The 17,696-nt window shown below is 43.7% G+C and carries 12 protein-coding genes and 1 tRNA gene; 3 read left to right on the forward strand and 10 right to left on the reverse strand.

What is annotated here, in order from left to right:
• Positions 1-154: 154 nt before the first annotated feature.
• The 9 genes from BLT07_RS04375 to BLT07_RS04415 form a co-directional block, all read right to left on the reverse strand.
• A complete protein-coding gene (locus tag BLT07_RS04375) occupies positions 155-1,735 on the reverse strand; it encodes a type IV secretory system conjugative DNA transfer family protein (protein ID WP_091866156.1) in 1,581 nt (526 codons plus the stop codon).
• A 9-nt stretch (positions 1,736-1,744) separates the two neighbouring features.
• The gene (mobB, locus tag BLT07_RS04380) at positions 1,745-2,776 is read right to left on the reverse strand and encodes a MobB family relaxase (RefSeq protein WP_091866158.1); all 1,032 of its coding nucleotides are present in this window, start codon (positions 2,774-2,776) and stop codon (positions 1,745-1,747) included.
• Positions 2,777-2,788: 12 nt separating this feature from the next.
• Entirely contained in the window at positions 2,789-3,178 is a 390-nt protein-coding gene (locus BLT07_RS04385; RefSeq protein ID WP_091866160.1) for a BfmA/BtgA family mobilization protein, read from the reverse strand.
• Positions 3,179-3,597: 419 nt separating this feature from the next.
• Complete coding sequence (locus BLT07_RS04390) at positions 3,598-3,870, reverse strand: hypothetical protein (protein ID WP_091866162.1); 273 nt, start codon at positions 3,868-3,870, stop codon at positions 3,598-3,600.
• A 5-nt stretch (positions 3,871-3,875) separates the two neighbouring features.
• A complete protein-coding gene (locus BLT07_RS04395; protein WP_091866164.1) occupies positions 3,876-4,325 on the reverse strand; it encodes a JAB domain-containing protein in 450 nt (149 codons plus the stop codon).
• Between the two features lie 73 nt (positions 4,326-4,398).
• A complete protein-coding gene (locus BLT07_RS04400) occupies positions 4,399-4,755 on the reverse strand; it encodes a single-stranded DNA-binding protein (RefSeq protein ID WP_091866166.1) in 357 nt (118 codons plus the stop codon).
• A gap of 10 nt (positions 4,756-4,765) precedes the next feature.
• Complete coding sequence (locus BLT07_RS21305; protein WP_245726446.1) at positions 4,766-5,080, reverse strand: hypothetical protein; 315 nt, start codon at positions 5,078-5,080, stop codon at positions 4,766-4,768.
• Between the two features lie 382 nt (positions 5,081-5,462).
• Positions 5,463-6,299, reverse strand: a complete 837-nt coding sequence (locus tag BLT07_RS04410; protein WP_091866168.1) for a DUF932 domain-containing protein — start codon at positions 6,297-6,299, stop codon at positions 5,463-5,465.
• A gap of 306 nt (positions 6,300-6,605) precedes the next feature.
• Positions 6,606-6,679: transfer RNA gene (locus BLT07_RS04415), tRNA-Arg, on the reverse strand.
• Positions 6,680-7,171: 492 nt separating this feature from the next.
• On the opposite strand from BLT07_RS04415, the gene BLT07_RS04420 reads away from it, so the two are divergent.
• From BLT07_RS04420 to BLT07_RS04430, 3 genes are all read left to right on the forward strand, one after another.
• Positions 7,172-10,375 carry a PVC-type heme-binding CxxCH protein gene (locus BLT07_RS04420; protein WP_245726447.1) on the forward strand — a complete coding sequence of 1,068 codons (3,204 nt, stop codon included), beginning with the start codon at positions 7,172-7,174 and terminating at the stop codon, positions 10,373-10,375.
• Positions 10,376-10,628: 253 nt separating this feature from the next.
• Positions 10,629-13,778 (forward strand): SusC/RagA family TonB-linked outer membrane protein, encoded by a 3,150-nt coding sequence (locus BLT07_RS04425; RefSeq protein WP_091866172.1) that lies wholly within the window; start codon positions 10,629-10,631, stop codon positions 13,776-13,778.
• Positions 13,779-13,798: 20 nt separating this feature from the next.
• The gene (locus BLT07_RS04430; RefSeq protein WP_091866174.1) at positions 13,799-15,307 is read left to right on the forward strand and encodes a RagB/SusD family nutrient uptake outer membrane protein; all 1,509 of its coding nucleotides are present in this window, start codon (positions 13,799-13,801) and stop codon (positions 15,305-15,307) included.
• A gap of 150 nt (positions 15,308-15,457) precedes the next feature.
• On the opposite strand, the gene scpA is transcribed toward BLT07_RS04430, so the two are convergent.
• A complete protein-coding gene (scpA, locus tag BLT07_RS04440) occupies positions 15,458-17,686 on the reverse strand; it encodes a methylmalonyl-CoA mutase (RefSeq protein ID WP_245726448.1) in 2,229 nt (742 codons plus the stop codon).
• Positions 17,687-17,696 lie beyond the last annotated feature (10 nt).

Here is a 17,696-nt window from a genome sequence, read left to right on the forward strand (position 1 = left end):
CTACAAAAGTACTAGTAGAATTCAAATGTCGAATTTTAATTGGCTTAATGTTTATTTCAAATTAGTCAAACTTTTTGCGAATTCACTATTTTTAAATAGTTTTTGGTTAAGATCACAACTTATCCAGAATTCAACAGTTTTATTGTACGGTATATTAATCAAATATCGACCGCGCTTCATCATAAATTCTTTCAAAGTTAGCCTCTAGATCCGCCGTTGAATATTCCTTTACTTTCTCGGGAAGCTGTCTTTGAATCTTGGGTAATCTAAATTGCACTTTTTTGTCAGTACCATCAGCGTAGGTTATAAATTCCCCTTGCTTCAATCGAAAGAATACGTCCGCTCTAACTTTAGGAATTTCCCGTTCCCCGGTTGTGATGCGCGTATCAAAATTAAGATTATAGCCACGGTTCACGCTTGTAGTGTCCTTTTTCACAATTTCAAAAAAACGTTCGAAGTATTTAGCTGTGTCCGGGTCATTGACCTTTCCGAAGAATTGGTAGGAAAGATTGCTCAAAATTGCCTTGCTTGCCTTATCCCCATACATCATATCGTTCTGAATCTTGTCCTGCATCACATAAATAGTGGCGATGTTATAACTGCGCAGTGTTGCTGGAATACGGTGCATATTCAATAGTCGTAAAGTCGGTGCTTCTTCCATCATCAGGAAAGAAGGGATTGAATTGCGTACACTCATTTGCTTAGTAATCGTATGGATGATGGTAGCGATTACGGGCGAGTAGGAGGTATCGTATTTAGGATTGTTCACTACGGAAATCACGGCAGGATTATCCGCATTGTTGATGTTCAACGGCACTTCGTCCGCGGACAGGGCCATAAAAATCCGTTGGGTACTGATTCGCTTTAACGCATTGGCCAAGGTGCTTTTTACCCCTGCCGTCTGTCGCTCCGAATCCTTACCGCTGATAAAGGCATCTGCCATTGCCCTCGATGTTGTATTCGATTCCAAAAAGGCAATCAGGCTCTCTGTGTCCAGATGCTGATAAACAGCGATTAGGTGCGGCAGGGTACAGAATTGAGGATAGGAAGATTTCAATTTCCAAATCAACGCACCTATCAATCCTTCGGCGGCATCATTGAAAAATTTGGTCGTGCCGGTCGTGCCGGATTCCCGTTGTTCCAAAAGGTTCTCGATCAATACACGAGACACCTCGTTTACACTTTCCTCGTTTTTCAAATATTGTGGCGCGATGGGGTTTACCCGATGTATGATTTTGTCAAACGAAATAACTTTAAAGGGTATATCAGAATCCTTAAAAAGAGGGTATGCCATTTCAGTAATCTCAAAAGCTTTGTAGTCGTGAATGACCCCACAGAACTCATGTTTCTCGAAATGTCTTAGAAATCCATAAACGATACTTTCGGTTTTGCCACTTCCGGCGGATCCGATGACGGATGCGCCACGTTTAATGTTCTCGATTTTGAAATTACCCTTGCTGGTCTTGAAACTTACTTGGTATTTATCATCGGCATTGGCTGAGTTATTTGGTTTATGAAGAAAAACATACAGTACGGTATTGATTAGCAGTAGTGGGCAAATCATATAAAGTGAACCATGAACCAATTGCTCTGAATCATAAATCCAAACTAAGATTGCGATAATGAATAATAGATTTAGAACAAATGCATACTTTGTAACTCGGTAGAACAAGTAAAAGACTATACTGACCAGAGCTATAAAAGAAAGAATGTGATAAGGATTGTTAATTTCCATAGCCTTAGATTAAATACCTATGGAACTTGATTTGATGGCCACATCCACACCTTGTCTTAACCTTTTAAAAATCCGTAACGCCAATTGCGCCTGACTTGTCGGAATATTGGGTATTATGGGTATGCCCGTTTTGTGCATCAGTTTGAATGCAATTGCCTTTTCATTGGTAGGCAATTTCATAAGAGCGGCAAAATAGAGGTTCGGATTTTTCACGAAATCCTTTCGGGCTTTGTAGGTCTCGGCAAAATTGCGTTTGTATTCAAAGGTTTTATCGAACGTCTTTTCCGCTCGCTCAAAAAATTGGTCACGGTCAAAACCACGCCCCACCTTTTTACCGTGCATCTCGACTTCGGAAGATTTGTACTTACTTCCTGGGGAAAGGCTAACCGAATTCGAAGCGTCCTTTCGGCTCACAATAACATGAATGTGGCGTTGGTTGCCCGCTTTTTTCATTCCCTGCACAATCCGGATCCCGTTCTGTTGGTGGGGTGCTTCACGTTCAAGTTTACCTATTTTCAGTTTAAATCTTTCGATATTGCCGTTTGCTTCGCCGCGTTCTATTTTCCGGATGTCGTGTTTGAACTGAAGTATCTTGGTGGCGTAGGGTTGGTTTTCCCGTACCTGTCTGTCCGTCCCCTTAAACGTTCTTTGGTGTTCGATTTTAGCAAAGTATTTTATATCATCTACCGTGATTGCCCTACCGTTGATTTCCCGGTTAAAGCATTTCACATAATCCTTCATCAGCTCACGAGTATACCGTTTCAAATCTTCGCTACTGTTCTCTAATTTTCCCAGTTCATATTTTGACGGGCTGACGGTAATCGAATAAAATTTGGGTTCTTTCTTTTTGAGCTTTGCGGTGTTTCCATCGATTTCCCTGACCACTTCTTCAGCAGATATTTCATCACCATATTGGTTGAAAAAGTGTTCCATATTTTCTTGTTCCAGACCTTGGTTTTCCTTTTCCAAATACTGTACAAAATCTGCCGAACTTTGACCATAATTTTTGCCTAATTTTTGTGCTGTTATTGTGATATACATTTTTAAAATTTTTTATAAGTCAATTTGATTTCGTTCGCGATATTTCGGTTGCTTTTTCTCTACATTTTTCTTTTCCAAAATCAGAGGTTTCTTTTTCGGTTCGGCTTCTTTGAACAAGGTTTCCATCATCGCAACTGTGGGTTTTGTTTGGCTCTTTTCGATATCCTTTAAAATGGCAATAACACCGTTTATCCGTTTCTTGATCAGTTTTTCCAAGGTCTGCATGTGTGGCCCCATCGACTCGTTGGGCGAAATACCGTTGTCCTCGAAAAATTCGAGCATCAATAGCAAGGTCATCGATTGGGATTTTGATAGCTGACGGCAGTACCGTCTGAATTTCTTGACGACCGAAGTCTTTATACTGACACTCTCGAACCGTTCTTTTTCATATCCTCTATCCATTTTTTCGTGAAAAATTTGCTGGTTTTGTTGGGCTGCGACGGTTTTTCCGTGAAAAACATTGACAATTCCATTCTTTGCGAAGAACTGTAAACACCCAACTAACTAATTTTCAATGGTTTGAAAACGAAAAGGAATGCCCAACACCGCGCAGCGTGTTGTCCTCTTGCTATTCTTTTCGTCCCGCCCGGCGGGACAAAAATTTCTACCATTACTGAAAAAGTAATGGCGTTTTCTTCACCGAAAAAACGAACTGGATTTTTTAAGAAGTAATAAGTTCAAATACCGATTTATCTACAACAAAGTTTCAAGATTGTTGCAGATAGTTGAATTTTGAAACGGATAAAAAAAAGAACCCTTGAAATTTCAAGGGTTCGATAACAGCTAAAACCACCTTTCGAACATTTACCTAAATCCGGATTCTATTCTTTCTCAGGCTCCTTACTCAAATGTTTAGTAGAAATCCAAATTACGGAAACTTCATCTAGAACAATATTTTCATAGGGTCTTGGGTTCTCGTCGATATCCGAATATAAAAGCACTAAAGCATACTTTTCGAATGTTGTCAAGATTCTTCCGGAAGAATACAAATGCCAATCCCAAATATCCATTTCGCCATCCTCGTTAATTATCCTACCTGTGTAGCCCCCATCGTAATAGGAAACCAGATCTCCTTTTTTTAGTATGTTTTCCATAATTTCTAAAGTATACCGTTATCGCCAAAACTGTAGTAATCTCCGTTCGGCATGATTAAGAGATGATCAAGTACGATTATGTCGAACATTTCGGCCGCTTTCTTAATCCTTCGGGTAACTTTCAGATCACTTATACTAGCCTTCATAGTGCCCGATGGGTGGTTATGGGCCAATATTATAGCAACCGATAGGCTTTTAAGAATGACGGCGAACAGTATTCTCAAATCTACCGTAACGGCTGTTAGACCACCGGTCGACATTTGGTAAATTCCCTTTACCTTATTTCCATTATTGAACAGTATCACCTTAAAGGTTTCGTGCATTCCTATCGTGCTTTTATCCCATGTTCGATAAAGGAGTTCGGCTACTTTATTCGAGCTGTTGACTGGTTCCGAATCAAAAAACCCCAATTTTTCGCAATAGCTTATCTTAATTTCGTTAACTTCGTTTTTCATTGTTTTACTTTTAAAGGTTAATGATGAAAAAGAGGGCGAAACTTTCGACAGGTGCGCCCTCTTTCTTTTAAATTTACTCGGCAGCAGTATTGCCGTTCTTAGTTCCCAACAAAAGAATTTCGTTGGCTTCGATTTCGGTAACGTAGCGTTTTACGCCGTCCTTGTCCTCGTAGCTACGGGTTTTAAGTTTCCCCGTAACACCGACTTCCTTGCCCTTTACGACATAGTTTTCGATGATATCGGCAGTCTTTCCCCAAGCTACGACGGTATGCCACTCCGTACTTTGCTCTTTTTCGCCTTTTTTATTCTTGTAATACTCATTGGTGGCGAGTGAAAAACGGGCTACTTTTTTACCGCTTTCGAGATTAGTAATGGTTGGCTCTTGGCCAACGTTTCCGATCAACTGTACATGATTTCTGATAGTACTCATAATAAAATATTTAAGGATTAATTAATAGGCTGCCCGAACCCTTCGAACAGTTTACGTTTATGTTTTTTTTGAGTGATTTACATTTTATATCCAGAGCGTTTTCCCTTTTTTGTTTTTTTAACTTTAGTCCCGCTTCCTTTTTGATGTTTTCGTAAGATTTCATAAGATTCGTTTTAGATTTACTTCCCATAGAGCCGTCGCTGTTACCTTTTTTTGTTGCTTGATGCGATACAATATCCGGGCTTGGTAAGGCGTATAAAAAGTGGAGCGCAGCGCAACGGTTTATGCCGCCGTCCAAGAACGGATGTTGTTTTTTTGCTGTCAAAAAAGGGTATTTGTGGCGGTTCGGGAAGTCGGTCTAAATGGCATTTGTGAAGTACGGAACCATCGGAAGCGGGACTAAACGCAAAGATGCAATTCAGTTCAAGCGGACTCGGTTCACGGTTTTGGCTTGGGAATGTAGCGTTCCTTCCCGGCGCAGCGGGAAGGGGTAGCGTTATGGAAAGTCAAAATTGGGGATTGTGTCCAAGATTTTATAGTGAAGATCTTTGCCCGGAATGGAGCTTTTCGCGGAATGCAGGGGAATGTGCTGAATGGTGTTGCTCTTGCAGTATTTCCTCAACACTTGAGTATTGAAATTGTGATATTATTTTCTAGGCTGAAGAAAAATCCAGTTTCAGTAGGTACTGGATAAACCTTTATTGACGTTAAGCCATTGTATAGATTTCATCGAACAGCTTCTTGTCCAGACGCTCCTGTTGTGAAAAACTCTTTTTCAAAACATCGTGCAGTACCGCATTGAAGGCATTGTAGCCTAACCATAGATTAGGTTTCTCATTGAGCAACAAGGCTTCACAGTTCAATATTTTAAGTACCTCACGGGACTTCTTCGAAGGGTCACTGTTCTTATCGCTGCATTCGTAACGGAACAGTTTTGTTCTTTCTAGGATTTCTTTGACAAAAGCCTTTGTGTCAAGTATCTCAACATTTTTCATGGTAGCGAACTTTTGGACTATGGTATAGAAGTCGTTGTCCAAGAATTTATCGAACAAATTGTTCAATCTCGGCATTATCAGGTCGGTGTTGTTCTTGCTGTGCTTGATTGAAAATTCCACTTCCGTATTGGCGACGTGCAATCCATTGGAACAAATCTTTCTATAAAATCCAAAGTGTCCAGAAGTTTTCTCGCTTCCGTCATACGAATTCTTAAAGCGTAGCATCGGGAGAATCAGATCCTTATCATTCTTTACCGAGAACTGGTTTTCATCTTCGATGATGAAGTCGGTAATGAACGACCTATCATTTCTGTTAATCGTTCTTTTATGATAAGTTAGGTCTGCACCGGTCAGCATTTCTTCGGCCTTTTTGAAGAAAAGTTCATTCGGTACGTGGCCGTAGCTGTTCGATACTACGTTGACGATTTTGCCATTTGAAATTATGGCGTTTTCAAGCCCTCTTCTAGAATCCATCTGGGTTAGACTTCTCAAAGACTTCATTTCTGATGGAACGAAGATTTCATCCTGTTGTAAATTTGATAAATACATAACATTTGATTTTAGTTAAACAATATTTTGGCTTGTAGGTATAGTTTTACTTCTCGATATGCTACTCAAAGTCCAATAAAAGGTAGAATGCAGACGGTTAGAAAAGCAAATGGCTCCAAATAACGTTAAAATTTAGGATTAACAGTTAAAATTTGAAAATGTGTGCGTAAACTGTGCGTTTTCCAAATTATTCGAGGAAATACTCTTAATAATAAGAGCAAAATTTAATTAGAATTGTAGTGTGCGTGAGGTGTGCGTTGAAACAAAATAAAAAGGGGCAACCTCTCGGAACCCCCTTTTTTATTGTGATGGCACTAGGATTCGAACCTAGGACCGCCTGCTTAGAAGGCAGGTGCTCTATCCAGCTGAGCTATGCCACCGTTGTGTTTTTCATTATTTCAAATCGTCCGCTTAGAAGGCAGGTGCTCTATCCAGCTGAGCTATGCCACCTGATGGTATTTGTTGCTTTGCAGCTAACTCCGTTTTATGTTCATTTATCTGCGACCTGATAAATTCAGTTTTTGAATTTCAACAGGGTTGTCGATTCCAACCGACTGGTATTATAAAACGAAGCGCGAAGTTAAGAAAAATTTTAAACGTATTTGATTGGTTTTTTCTCTTTATAATCTACTGACCTAAGGAAGAACTACATTAATGGGTGGAACTACTTATCCATCTTTAATTCGATTATGACACTTTTTAGGCTAAAAAAGTACCGCTATTTTGTAAAAAAGAGGTGTTATCCCCCAATTATATATTCTAATTTCGTAAAAATATGTTAAATACACTTACTCATCTTTATAGTGTCGTGCATATATTCCTATAGAAATCGAAGAATTTTACCAAATAAAAAATTATCATAAACCATGAGTATGGGCATCTTTAAAACATCGGCTTTGGGACGGATATTTCCACTACTTTTTTTAGTACTTGTCAACTACAGCTGTGACAAGCAGGAGGATAATACCTTAACGGTAGAAAAAGGATCCCATATCGTTCTGGTCGGAAATAATTTGGGGTCGCGGATGATGAACTTTGGGCAGTTCGAAACGGAAATGCAGCTGCGCTACCCCAACGATTCGTTGTACATACGAAATATGTGTGATGGGGGAAACACGCCCGGTTTTAGGCCACATGCAGCGCGAAAATCGCCTTGGGCATTTCCCGGTGCGGAAAAATACGAACATGAGTCGGGAGAAGCCATCCATTTTGTTGAAGATGATGGCAATCACCAATCTGGGCCCGTAGGTCATTTTCCCTCACCGGATGAATGGATTACCAGTTTAAAAGCCGATATCATCATCGCATTTTTTGGATATTCCGAATCTTTTGAAGGTCCTGATGGCCTGGATAACTACAAGGAAGAATTGCGGGGCTTTATCAAACATACCCTTAGCCAAAAATATAATGGCTCAACGGTTCCCCAATTGGCACTGGTATCCCCAATTGCCTTCGAGGACCTTTCGGAAAAGATGGACCTTCCCGATGGAAAAAAGGAAAATGAAAACCTCGCCCTCTATACAGAGGCAATGAAAGAAGTTGCGGAAGAGGAAGGGGTACTTATTGTCGATGCTTTTGAACCTACCCAAGAATGGTTTAAAACCGAAAGTACCGATCTGACCCAAGATGGGTTCCAATTGACGGACCAAGGTTACCAAAAGTTTGCCAAGTTACTTGCCGATAGAATTTTTGGGGAAAAGGACAGCGAAGCTGAAGAGAACCGTCAATTGGTTCATAAAGCGGTAAACGAAAAGAACTGGTTCTGGCATAACGATTTTAAAATACCTAACGGGGTGCATGCCTACGGGAGGCGTTATGACCCTTTCGGACCGGATAACTATCCCTATGAGATCGAAAAAATACGTCAAATGACGGCGATTCGCGATACTGCCATTTGGGAAGCCCTGCAGGGCAAAAAGATGGATTTGGCCAAAAGTGATGCGCGGACCAAAAAACTTCCTGCCGTAGAAACCAATTATAAACCAAGTGAAAAAAACGGCACACCTGAATATTTATACGGACAGGATGCACTGAATCAGATCAAGGCCGCGCCCGGATATAAGGTAGAACTTTTTGCTTCCGAAGAAGAGTTTCCCGATCTTGCCAATCCGGTACAGGTTTCATTCGACAACAAAGGGCGCTTATGGGTTGCCGTAATGCCCAGTTATCCACATTACAGACCGGGCGATAGCAAGCCGAACGATAAACTTTTAATCCTTGAGGATACCAACGGGGACAACAAAGCGGACAAGCAGACCATTTTTGCGGACAGTCTCCATTTGACCATTGGCTTCGAATTTGCACCCGAAGGCGTATTTCTATCGCAGGGTACCAATCTCGTGCTCTTGAAGGATACCGATGGCGATGATAAGGCCGATGTCAAAGAAATTGTGTTGAGCGGTTTCGATGATCATGATACGCACCATGCGATAAGTGCCTTTACCGCAGACCCGTCCGGTGCCATTTATATGGGGGAAGGTACATTTCTGCATACCAACGTCGAAACTGCCTATGGTCCGGTTCGCGGCACCAACGGTGGTTTCTACCGCTACAGTCCCCAGCGCCATTATCTGGAACGCACGGCCCAGCTGGCTATTCCGAACCCTTGGGGTATTGCGTTCGATACATGGGGCCAACCCTTTTTCGAACATACCTCGGGACCTTCCGCTACCTGGATGATGCCCGGGACCATTTTACCGCGCTACGGCGTGAGCTCACCGATACCGGAGAACCTTATTGAGAAAAAACATCTGGTTCGCCCGACTTCCGGACTCGAATTCGTGTCGAGCCGGCATTTTCCCGATAAGGCCCAAGGCAATATGCTCATTGCAAATACCATCGGTTTTCTGGGCATCAAAGAACACTCAATGGTCGACGACCCTAAATCGGCGGGGTATCTTAGTAAACATCAAGAGGATTTGATTACTTCCAGCGACAAGAATTTTCGTCCCGTCGACATGGAGTTCGCTCCGGACGGTTCCTTATATTTTATTGATTGGAGCAACGTACTTATAGGCCACATGCAGCACAACGCCCGTGACCCGCTTCGCGATCATGTACATGGCAGGGTGTACCGCATTACCTATCCTTCGAGACCCTTGGTAGAACCGGCCAAAATAGTGGATGCCAGTATCGAGGAATTATTGGACAACTTGAAACTTCCCGAATACCGGACCAGATACCGAACAAAAAGGGAGTTACGGGCCAGGGATGCTTCCGAGGTGTTGTCAAAATTAAAGACTTGGGTTGCAGACCTTGATACGAACGACACAAAATATGAACATAACCTATTGGAAGCATTGTGGGTAACCTGGGGCTTGGATAAAGTCGATGAAGGCTTACTTAAACAAGTCTTGGGCGCCAAAGATTTTAGGGCCCGTGCGGCCGCTGTTGGTGTACTTCGCTATGCAGGCCATCAAATTCCCGATCAAGCTGATCTGCTTATGCAAGCCGCCAAGGATGACAATCCCCGCGTACGTCTAGAGGCGTTGGTCTCTGCCTCTTGGTTGGGTAAATATGTAGGCATACCCATCATAACCGAAGCAGGCAAAAAAGGCTTGGACGAATGGATGAAAAAGCCCTACGAATCGGCCATTGCGCACTTAAATGGCCACAGGGCCGGGGAAGCACCCAAAGAAATCATAGACACCGATCTTAAAGGAAGAGATCTTGAACTTTTGCTCGCCGGCGAAGAAGTATATGATCGCGATGGCTATTGTGCGACGTGCCACCAACCTGATGGGCAAGGTTTGGAAGCTTCAGGTTTCCCTCCGCTCGCGGGATCAAAATGGGTAACCGGTAGTGAAGATAGACTTATCAAGCTAGTGACCAACGGGGTGATGGGACCGATTGAAGTGAACGGAAAAACATATCCGGGCCAGGTACCCATGACCCCATTTGGCAAACTGTTGAACGACGAAGAAACCGCTGCGGTGCTTACCTATGTCAGAAATAGTTTTGGGAACAAGGCCTCGGCGATTTCCACTGAAAAAGTAAAGCAAGTTCAAGATCAAATCAAGGATAAAACGGGTTTCTATTCGCCAGAGGAGCTTCTTAAGGAGCATCCCCTTGAATAAATCCGAAAAAACGCAATAACCGGTAGATCGCTTTAGGCTCCAATCGGAAAATTCAAGCTTTTTTGACCGGAGATTGTTAGAAAATATTTTAATAAGCAGAGGAAATAAGCAGTACAGGATTACGAAATTCCTAAAAGCAATGACAAAAAAATATTACTATTTGAAATTTTAGAGGTGGATTTACAACAAGTACAAATTTACCTTTGGTTTAGATTTTAATTGAACACTATACTAACCCCAATCACAACGCTACATGAAAATTTCTGTTTTACTCAAAAAGCATTTTTGGAAATTGGCAATTTTAGTTTTCTATAACTCTTCTTATGGAAATGCCATTTACAGCAATGAAATCGCCACAGATTCAAACCCTGTTGAAAACAACGAAAACTACTTTCAAGATTTGCCCATAACGGGGACAATTCTTGACGGTAACAATCAGCCCTTGCCAGGGGCCAGTATTATAGAAAAAGGTACTTCTAATGGAACCCAGTCCGATTTCGATGGCAAATTTGAAATACAGGTGACGGACGAAAATGCCGTGCTCGTGGTCTCCTATGTCGGGTTTTCTACCCAAGAGATCCCGCTTGCAGGACAAACATCCATTACCATATCGTTACAGGAAGATGCTGCCAAGCTTGATGAAGTGGTCGTAATCGGTTACGGTACCCAAAAGAAAAGTGACCTTACCGGTGCAGTGGGATCGGTCAAGGCCGAAGAATTGGCCGAAAGACCCGCCGCCTCAATGAATCAAGCCATGGCCGGTAAGATTGCTGGGGTAAATGTAACCTCGGGATCGGGGCGACCAGGGGGTAGAACCGTGGTGCGAATTCGGGGGAATACTTCCGTAAGTATTGCCAATACGCCACTCTATGTGGTCGATGGGGTAATACTTAATGCGGTTAGCCTACCCAATGGCAGTACCCCCATCGATTATATGAATCCGAATGACATTGAATCCATTGAGGTGCTAAAAGACGCCTCTGCTACCGCTATTTATGGCGCACGAGGTGCAAACGGGGTTGTCATGGTCAGCACCAAAAGAGGCACTACAACAGGGGCTGGTCGGGTTAATTACGATGTAGATTTTAGCTTAGGCACCTTGCCCAAGAAACTCTCATTGTTGAATTCCGAGGAGTTTCTTAGAGTTGAAGAAATTGCCTACGCAAATGCGGAAAAATTTGATCCGGCGGGATGGGCGGGAGGTGCCTATACCGATCCTACCTTAAAAAGAACCGACCCACGTCTTTTCGATGCTGCAGGTAACCCCCTTTATGATACGGATTGGCAAGATGAGGCCATAAGGGCATCTTTCAGCCAAAACCACCAAATTTCATTTACAGGAGGGACCGAAAAAGGTAATTATGGCCTGTTTATGGGCTTCCGGGATGAAGAGGGCTTGATAGTCGAATCATGGTTAAAACGCTATTCAGGCAGGTTTACCTTGGATACGGATATCAATGATTGGTTAAAGGTTGGGGGTAGTTTGAGCTATAACGATCAAAACGAGAAACAGATAGACCAACTGGGCGGCGGGGGTATCACTACCATGCGTCAGGTATACGAAGCACTACCTATAATTCCGGTCCGCTATGATGACGGAACCTTTGGCTCTAACATTGATTACCCTGGTATGGAGGGTGGCGGCAGTCCTGTGGCCGTGGCCAATGACCGAAGATATTTTCTAAAGACCCAAACTGTTTTGGGTAATTTTTATAGCAATATCGCCCTTCATAAAAACTTGCAATTACGGACTACCATAGGAACCAATATCATCAATCAAAGAAATGATTATTACGGTGGGCGTGACCTTAGGTACATCGCCCAACCCGACGGAAATGCCTATGTTGACAATTCTCGTTTCAACTCATGGCAGTTCGAAAACTACTTGACGTACAACAAAGATTTTGATAGTGAAAATTCGTTAACGGCGCTCTTAGGTCTTTCTTGGCAGCATGTAGATGAATTTAGGTCAAGAGCCGAGACCAGAGGTTTTGCGGATGATTTTTATGGCTTTAACAACCTTGGTGCAGGATCAAACCCACAGACCCCAAGCTCAAGTAGAGTTGCCTATGGGCTCAATTCTTATTTTGGACGTTTAAATTATAGCTATAAAAATAAATATCTATTAACCTTAACGGGAAGGGCCGATGGATCTTCAAAATTCGGTCCCGAAAACCAATTTGCTTTCTTTCCATCGGCAGCGTTGGCATGGCGGGTCTCGGAAGAAGATTTTTTGTCGCAGAACGAAACCATCTCCAATTTAAAACTGAGAGCAAGTTACGGGGAGACCGGCAATTCTGAAATCCAGGCGTATAGAGCGCTTGCCGGATTACAAAGTGGTACGGTAATTTTTAGCGGTGACCGCGCCTCCTACACCATCCCCGGACGTATGGCAAATCCTGATTTAAGATGGGAAAAAACGGGACAAGTAGATGCAGGTCTTGAATTGGGTGTCCTGAACAATCGAATTGGCTTAGAAATCGACGTATACAGAAAATTGACCACCGATATGCTTCTCGATGCACCTGTTCCTGCTACCAGTGGCTTTACGAATGTGTATAGAAACGTGGGGAGCATGGAAAACAAGGGCATTGAAATTAACTTGAACACCATCAATGTGGACAACGAAGTTTTTGGTTGGAATTCCAATTTTAATATTTCCATTAATAAAAACGAAGTCGTCGCCCTCTCCGGGGGTTCCGATATCTTCTTGGGATCAACATTGATTCGCGTCGGCGAACCGGTTAGTACGTTCTTCGGATATATCGACGAAGGCACTTGGAATACGGATGAAGCAGCGCAAGCTGCCATTTACGACAGGTTGCCGGGGGATATTAAATATCGGGACCTTAATGATGATGGCGCCATAAATAGTGAAGATCGGGCCATCATCGGAAAAGGTATTGCCGATGGTTTCGGCACTTTTTCCAATACCTTTAGATATGGAAATCTTGAACTTTTGGTCGACTTACAGTTTCAGTATGGCAATAGTGTGATGTACCGTGACGAACACTCCGCCGAAGACCGACAAACGATCGCCAACAGTTTTAAGACCGTCTTAAATGCCTGGACACCGGACAATCAAAATACCAATGTGGCCCAAATTAGGCCGATTGCCGCCGGTTACGACACCAACAACGATTCAGGAAAATTGAAGGATGCCTCGTTTATAAGAGGTCGAAACCTGATGCTGTCCTACGTTTTCAAACCTGAGCTGGTACAACGCTTGCATCTGAATCGTCTCCGGTTGTACACCTCGGTACAAAACTTCTTTGTATCCACGAAATATCCGGGGTATGACCCTGAAAGTTCCAATGGCGGGGGAACATTTGATCAAGGATTTTCACTATATGACTATCCGAGGCCCCGCACTTTTGTATTGGGACTAAATGTTGGACTATAACAGTATAAAAAGATAAAAGAATGAAAACCTATAAAAATTTCATAAGAATAATAGCGATAACTACCGCCCTATCCTGTGCCACGGCCTGTAGTGATTTCTTGGACGAGAAGGATGCTTCCAACTTTACCAACGATACGTATTTCACGAAGGCCGAACATGCCGAAAGTGCCGTTAACGGCATCTATGAACCTTTGGTTCCGATTACCAATAGCGGCTTTGGGGGTGGTACTTGGTTAATGCTTGAATTTGCAACGGGTCTGGCCAACACCGCGTTAGGACAGGCTACGGACATTTATTTGATCAAGGATTTGATCAACAATTCGGACAATGGATATGGAGCGAGTTTCTGGAACGAATATTATACCGGTATCTCTAGAGCCAATTTAGCGATTGAAAAAATCCCTGAAATAAATATGGACGAGGCCGCGAAACAAAACTATTTGGCCGAAGCTAAATTTCTTAGGGCGTACTATTATTTTGGATTGGTACGTATGTTTGGGAGTATTCCCATTATCACCAGTTCGATCGATTTAAATTCAGAGCAACTATATCCTGAACAAGCTGCCCCTGAGGCCGTTTACGGTTTGATCATTAGCGATCTTACGGAAGCCGAAAATTCAGCGCTACCCTGGAGGAATGACGCGGGTAGAGTTTCAATGGGAGCGGTAAAAACATTATTGGCCGACGTTTATTTGACGTCTGCCGGTTTCCCACTTCAAAAAACGGAAAATTACCCGCTTGCTGCCGCGAAGGCGAAAGAAGTCATTGATTCCGGGGAGTTCCGGTTATTCGATACGTATGGTGAGTTGCATGATCCTGCGACAAAAAACACGGGGGAATACATTTTCATGACCCAATTTGCGGCCAATATCCAATCCGGAAACTGGCAACCGGCGATTCTTCCCTATAACCTGGGTATTTCTGTCTATTCTGCCCAGACCGGGGGTATTTTTTCGACGAACGAATTTGCCAACTCCTATGAGGTCGGTGACAAACGGGCCGAAGAAAAGCAATTCTATTTTTCGAGCTATTCGCTGGATGCCGATAGAAATGACAGTATCAATTTAGGGGCACCCTATATCTTTAAACTTTTTGATGTTCAAGCGAATGAAGAGAGTGCCCAATCAGACCTAAATTGGTCTTTATATCGGTATGCCGATGTTTTATTGATGTATGCGGAAGCCGTAAACGAAGCTGACGGAGCGCCGTCGGTAGCCGCCTACGATGCCGTCAATCAGGTAAGACAACGCGCGGAAGTTGCCGATCTAGCGGGCCTTTCGCAAGACGCATTCAGGGTAGCGGTAAGAGTTGAACAGGTTCATGAACTAAGTTTTGAAAATCAAACCTGGTACGATATGGCGCGATGGAGAAAAGCGTATAACCCGGCGACCAATATATTGGAAGATTTCGTAGGGCATACCTATACCTATCTGCCGAATAAGGCCCTGACGGAAAGAGAATTATTATTTCCGATACCCACCTCTGAAATGCAAAACAATCCCAATCTGACCCAGAATCCAGGGTACTAGGGACCAAAAAATGAAATTAAAGTTAGTTTGTTGAGTTAGTTTTGTTAGTTGAGGATAATCCCCAGTTTTTACTGGGGATTATTTTTTTTAGATTCTAGTCTAACCAGGAAAGTACCATACTTTATAGGCTACCTCGCCCCATTCATTATATCATTCCCCCCCAATCAATATCTCCAAAATCTGAATGGCTGCATCGGTAATTTTTGAACCGGGACCAAAAATGGCGGTAACCCCGTTATCGAAAAGAAATTGATAGTCTTGCTTTGGGATGACGCCCCCCACGATGACCATGATATCTTCCCTGCCATAATTTTTAAGATGTTCGATGACTTGAGGCACCAAAGTTTTGTGTCCCGCCGCCAATGAAGAAACGCCCAGAATATGCACATCGTTTTCGATGGCCTGTTTAGCGGCTTCGGCGGGGGTCTGGAAAAGCGGACCGATATCGACATCGAAGCCTAGGTCGGCGTAACCTGTAGCCACGACCTTGGCGCCCCGGTCATGGCCGTCCTGTCCCATTTTTGCGATGAGAATGCGAGGTCTGCGTCCGTCTTGTTTAGCGAAACGGTCGGAGAGTTCACGTGCTTTTTTAAAGCTTTCGTCGTTTTGGATCTCTTTGGAATACACGCCTGTTATGGATTGAATTTTGGCCTTATGCCTGCCGAATGCGGCTTCAAGCGCACTGCTTATTTCCCCCAAAGTCGCTCGGGCCTTGGCGGCTTCGACGGCTAAAGCTAATAAATTTTCTTCATCTCTCGCTGGTGCGGGTCCGGTTGATTCTACGGGCCTATCCGCTACAGTTTCGCTTTCGGGAGATCTAGTAGTATTTGCGTCTGAACGGGAATTGCCGGATTCTGCTTTTTGACCGTTTTTGGCGTCGGGATCTGAACCGTTTTGCTCTCGGGCAGCCTCCATTTTATGCTTCGCCAACTCGGTCAGTTTCCTCAAGGCGGTTTCAACGGCTTGGGTATCCCGCTGCTTTTTGATGGAGGTTAAACGTTCGATTTGCTGTCTTCGGACCTCGTTATTGTCCACTTCCAGAATTTGTAGCGGATCCTCGTCTTCTAGTTGATATTTGTTCACTCCGACAATCGTCTCCTTCCCGCTGTCTATTCGGGCCTGTTTTTTGGCCGCCGCTTCTTCAATACGCATTTTGGGGATGCCGGCTTCAATGGCCTTCGTCATTCCGCCCAGGTCCTCGACTTCTTCGATCAGCTCCCAAGCGCTATGGGCAAGATTATGGGTCAATTGTTCTACATAGTGACTTCCGGCCCAAGGGTCTACGGTTTTGGTGATTTTGGTTTCATCCCTTAAAAAAAGTTGGGTATTTCGGGCGATTCGGGCGGAAAAATCGGTGGGTAGGGCCATGGCCTCGTCCAAGGCATTGGTGTGCAGGCTTTGTGTACCTCCAAAAACAGCTGCTGCGGCTTCGATGGTCGTACGGGCCACATTGTTGAATGGGTCTTGTGCCGTTAGGCTCCATCCACTCGTCTGGGAATGGGTGCGAAGGGACATCGATTTTTTGTTTTTTGGATGGAAGGGTTTCACCAATTTGGCCCAGAGCATCCTTCCGGCACGCAGTTTGGCAATTTCCGTAAAATGGTTCATCCCTATACCCCAAAAAAAGGATAGTCGGGGCGCAAAAGTATCGATATCCAATCCCGCTTTTAATCCCGTTCGAATGTATTCCAATCCATCCGCCAGGGTATAGGCCAATTCCAATTCGGCCGTGGCGCCTGCTTCGTGCATGTGGTATCCCGAAATACTGATACTGTTGAACTTGGGCATATATTTGCTGCAATATTCAAAAATATCGGAAACGATCTGCATCGATGGGGCAGGAGGGTAGATGTAGGTGTTGCGCACCATAAATTCCTTTAGAATATCGTTTTGGATGGTCCCCATAAGTTTTTCCATGGGAACGCCCTGCTCTTGTGCGGCTACGATATAAAAGGCCATAATGGGCAGTACCGCCCCGTTCATGGTCATGGAAACGGACGTTTCATCCAAAGGAATACCCTCAAAAAGCAGTTTCATATCCTCGACGGTATCGATGGCCACCCCCGCCTTGCCTACGTCACCGGTAACCCGTTCGTGGTCGCTGTCGTACCCGCGATGGGTAGGAAGATCAAAGGCAATGGAGAGCCCTTTTTGCCCCCCTTTCAAGTTCCTACGGTAAAAGGCATTGCTTTCTTCGGCGGTCGAAAAACCCGCGTATTGCCGGATAGTCCACGGCCGTTGCACGTACATGGTGGCGTAGGGGCCTCGAAGATAGGGCGGCATGCCTGCACTAAAGTTGAGGTGTTCCAACTTCTGAATTTCGAGTCCTGAATCCTGAATTTCAGGTAATTTTATATGTTGTATTTTTTTTCTTTGCATTTTACTAGGT

The sequence above is a fragment of the Pricia antarctica genome (genome assembly GCF_900101815.1).
Lineage (GTDB): Bacteria > Bacteroidota > Bacteroidia > Flavobacteriales > Flavobacteriaceae > Pricia > Pricia antarctica.

Coding starts and splice junctions, on each gene's coding strand:
- BLT07_RS04420 (WP_245726447.1), top strand. CDS start 7,172: ATGGGCATCTTTAAAACATCGGCTTTGGGACGGATATTTCCACTACTT.
- BLT07_RS04425 (WP_091866172.1), top strand. CDS start 10,629: ATGAAAATTTCTGTTTTACTCAAAAAGCATTTTTGGAAATTGGCAATT.
- BLT07_RS04385 (WP_091866160.1), bottom strand. CDS start 3,178: ATGGATAGAGGATATGAAAAAGAACGGTTCGAGAGTGTCAGTATAAAG.
- BLT07_RS04390 (WP_091866162.1), bottom strand. CDS start 3,870: ATGGAAAACATACTAAAAAAAGGAGATCTGGTTTCCTATTACGATGGG.
- BLT07_RS04395 (WP_091866164.1), bottom strand. CDS start 4,325: ATGAAAAACGAAGTTAACGAAATTAAGATAAGCTATTGCGAAAAATTG.
- BLT07_RS04410 (WP_091866168.1), bottom strand. CDS start 6,299: ATGTATTTATCAAATTTACAACAGGATGAAATCTTCGTTCCATCAGAA.
- mobB (WP_091866158.1), bottom strand. CDS start 2,776: ATGTATATCACAATAACAGCACAAAAATTAGGCAAAAATTATGGTCAA.
- BLT07_RS04430 (WP_091866174.1), top strand. CDS start 13,799: ATGAAAACCTATAAAAATTTCATAAGAATAATAGCGATAACTACCGCC.
- BLT07_RS04375 (WP_091866156.1), bottom strand. CDS start 1,735: ATGGAAATTAACAATCCTTATCACATTCTTTCTTTTATAGCTCTGGTC.
- scpA (WP_245726448.1), bottom strand. CDS start 17,686: ATGCAAAGAAAAAAAATACAACATATAAAATTACCTGAAATTCAGGAT.
- BLT07_RS04400 (WP_091866166.1), bottom strand. CDS start 4,755: ATGAGTACTATCAGAAATCATGTACAGTTGATCGGAAACGTTGGCCAA.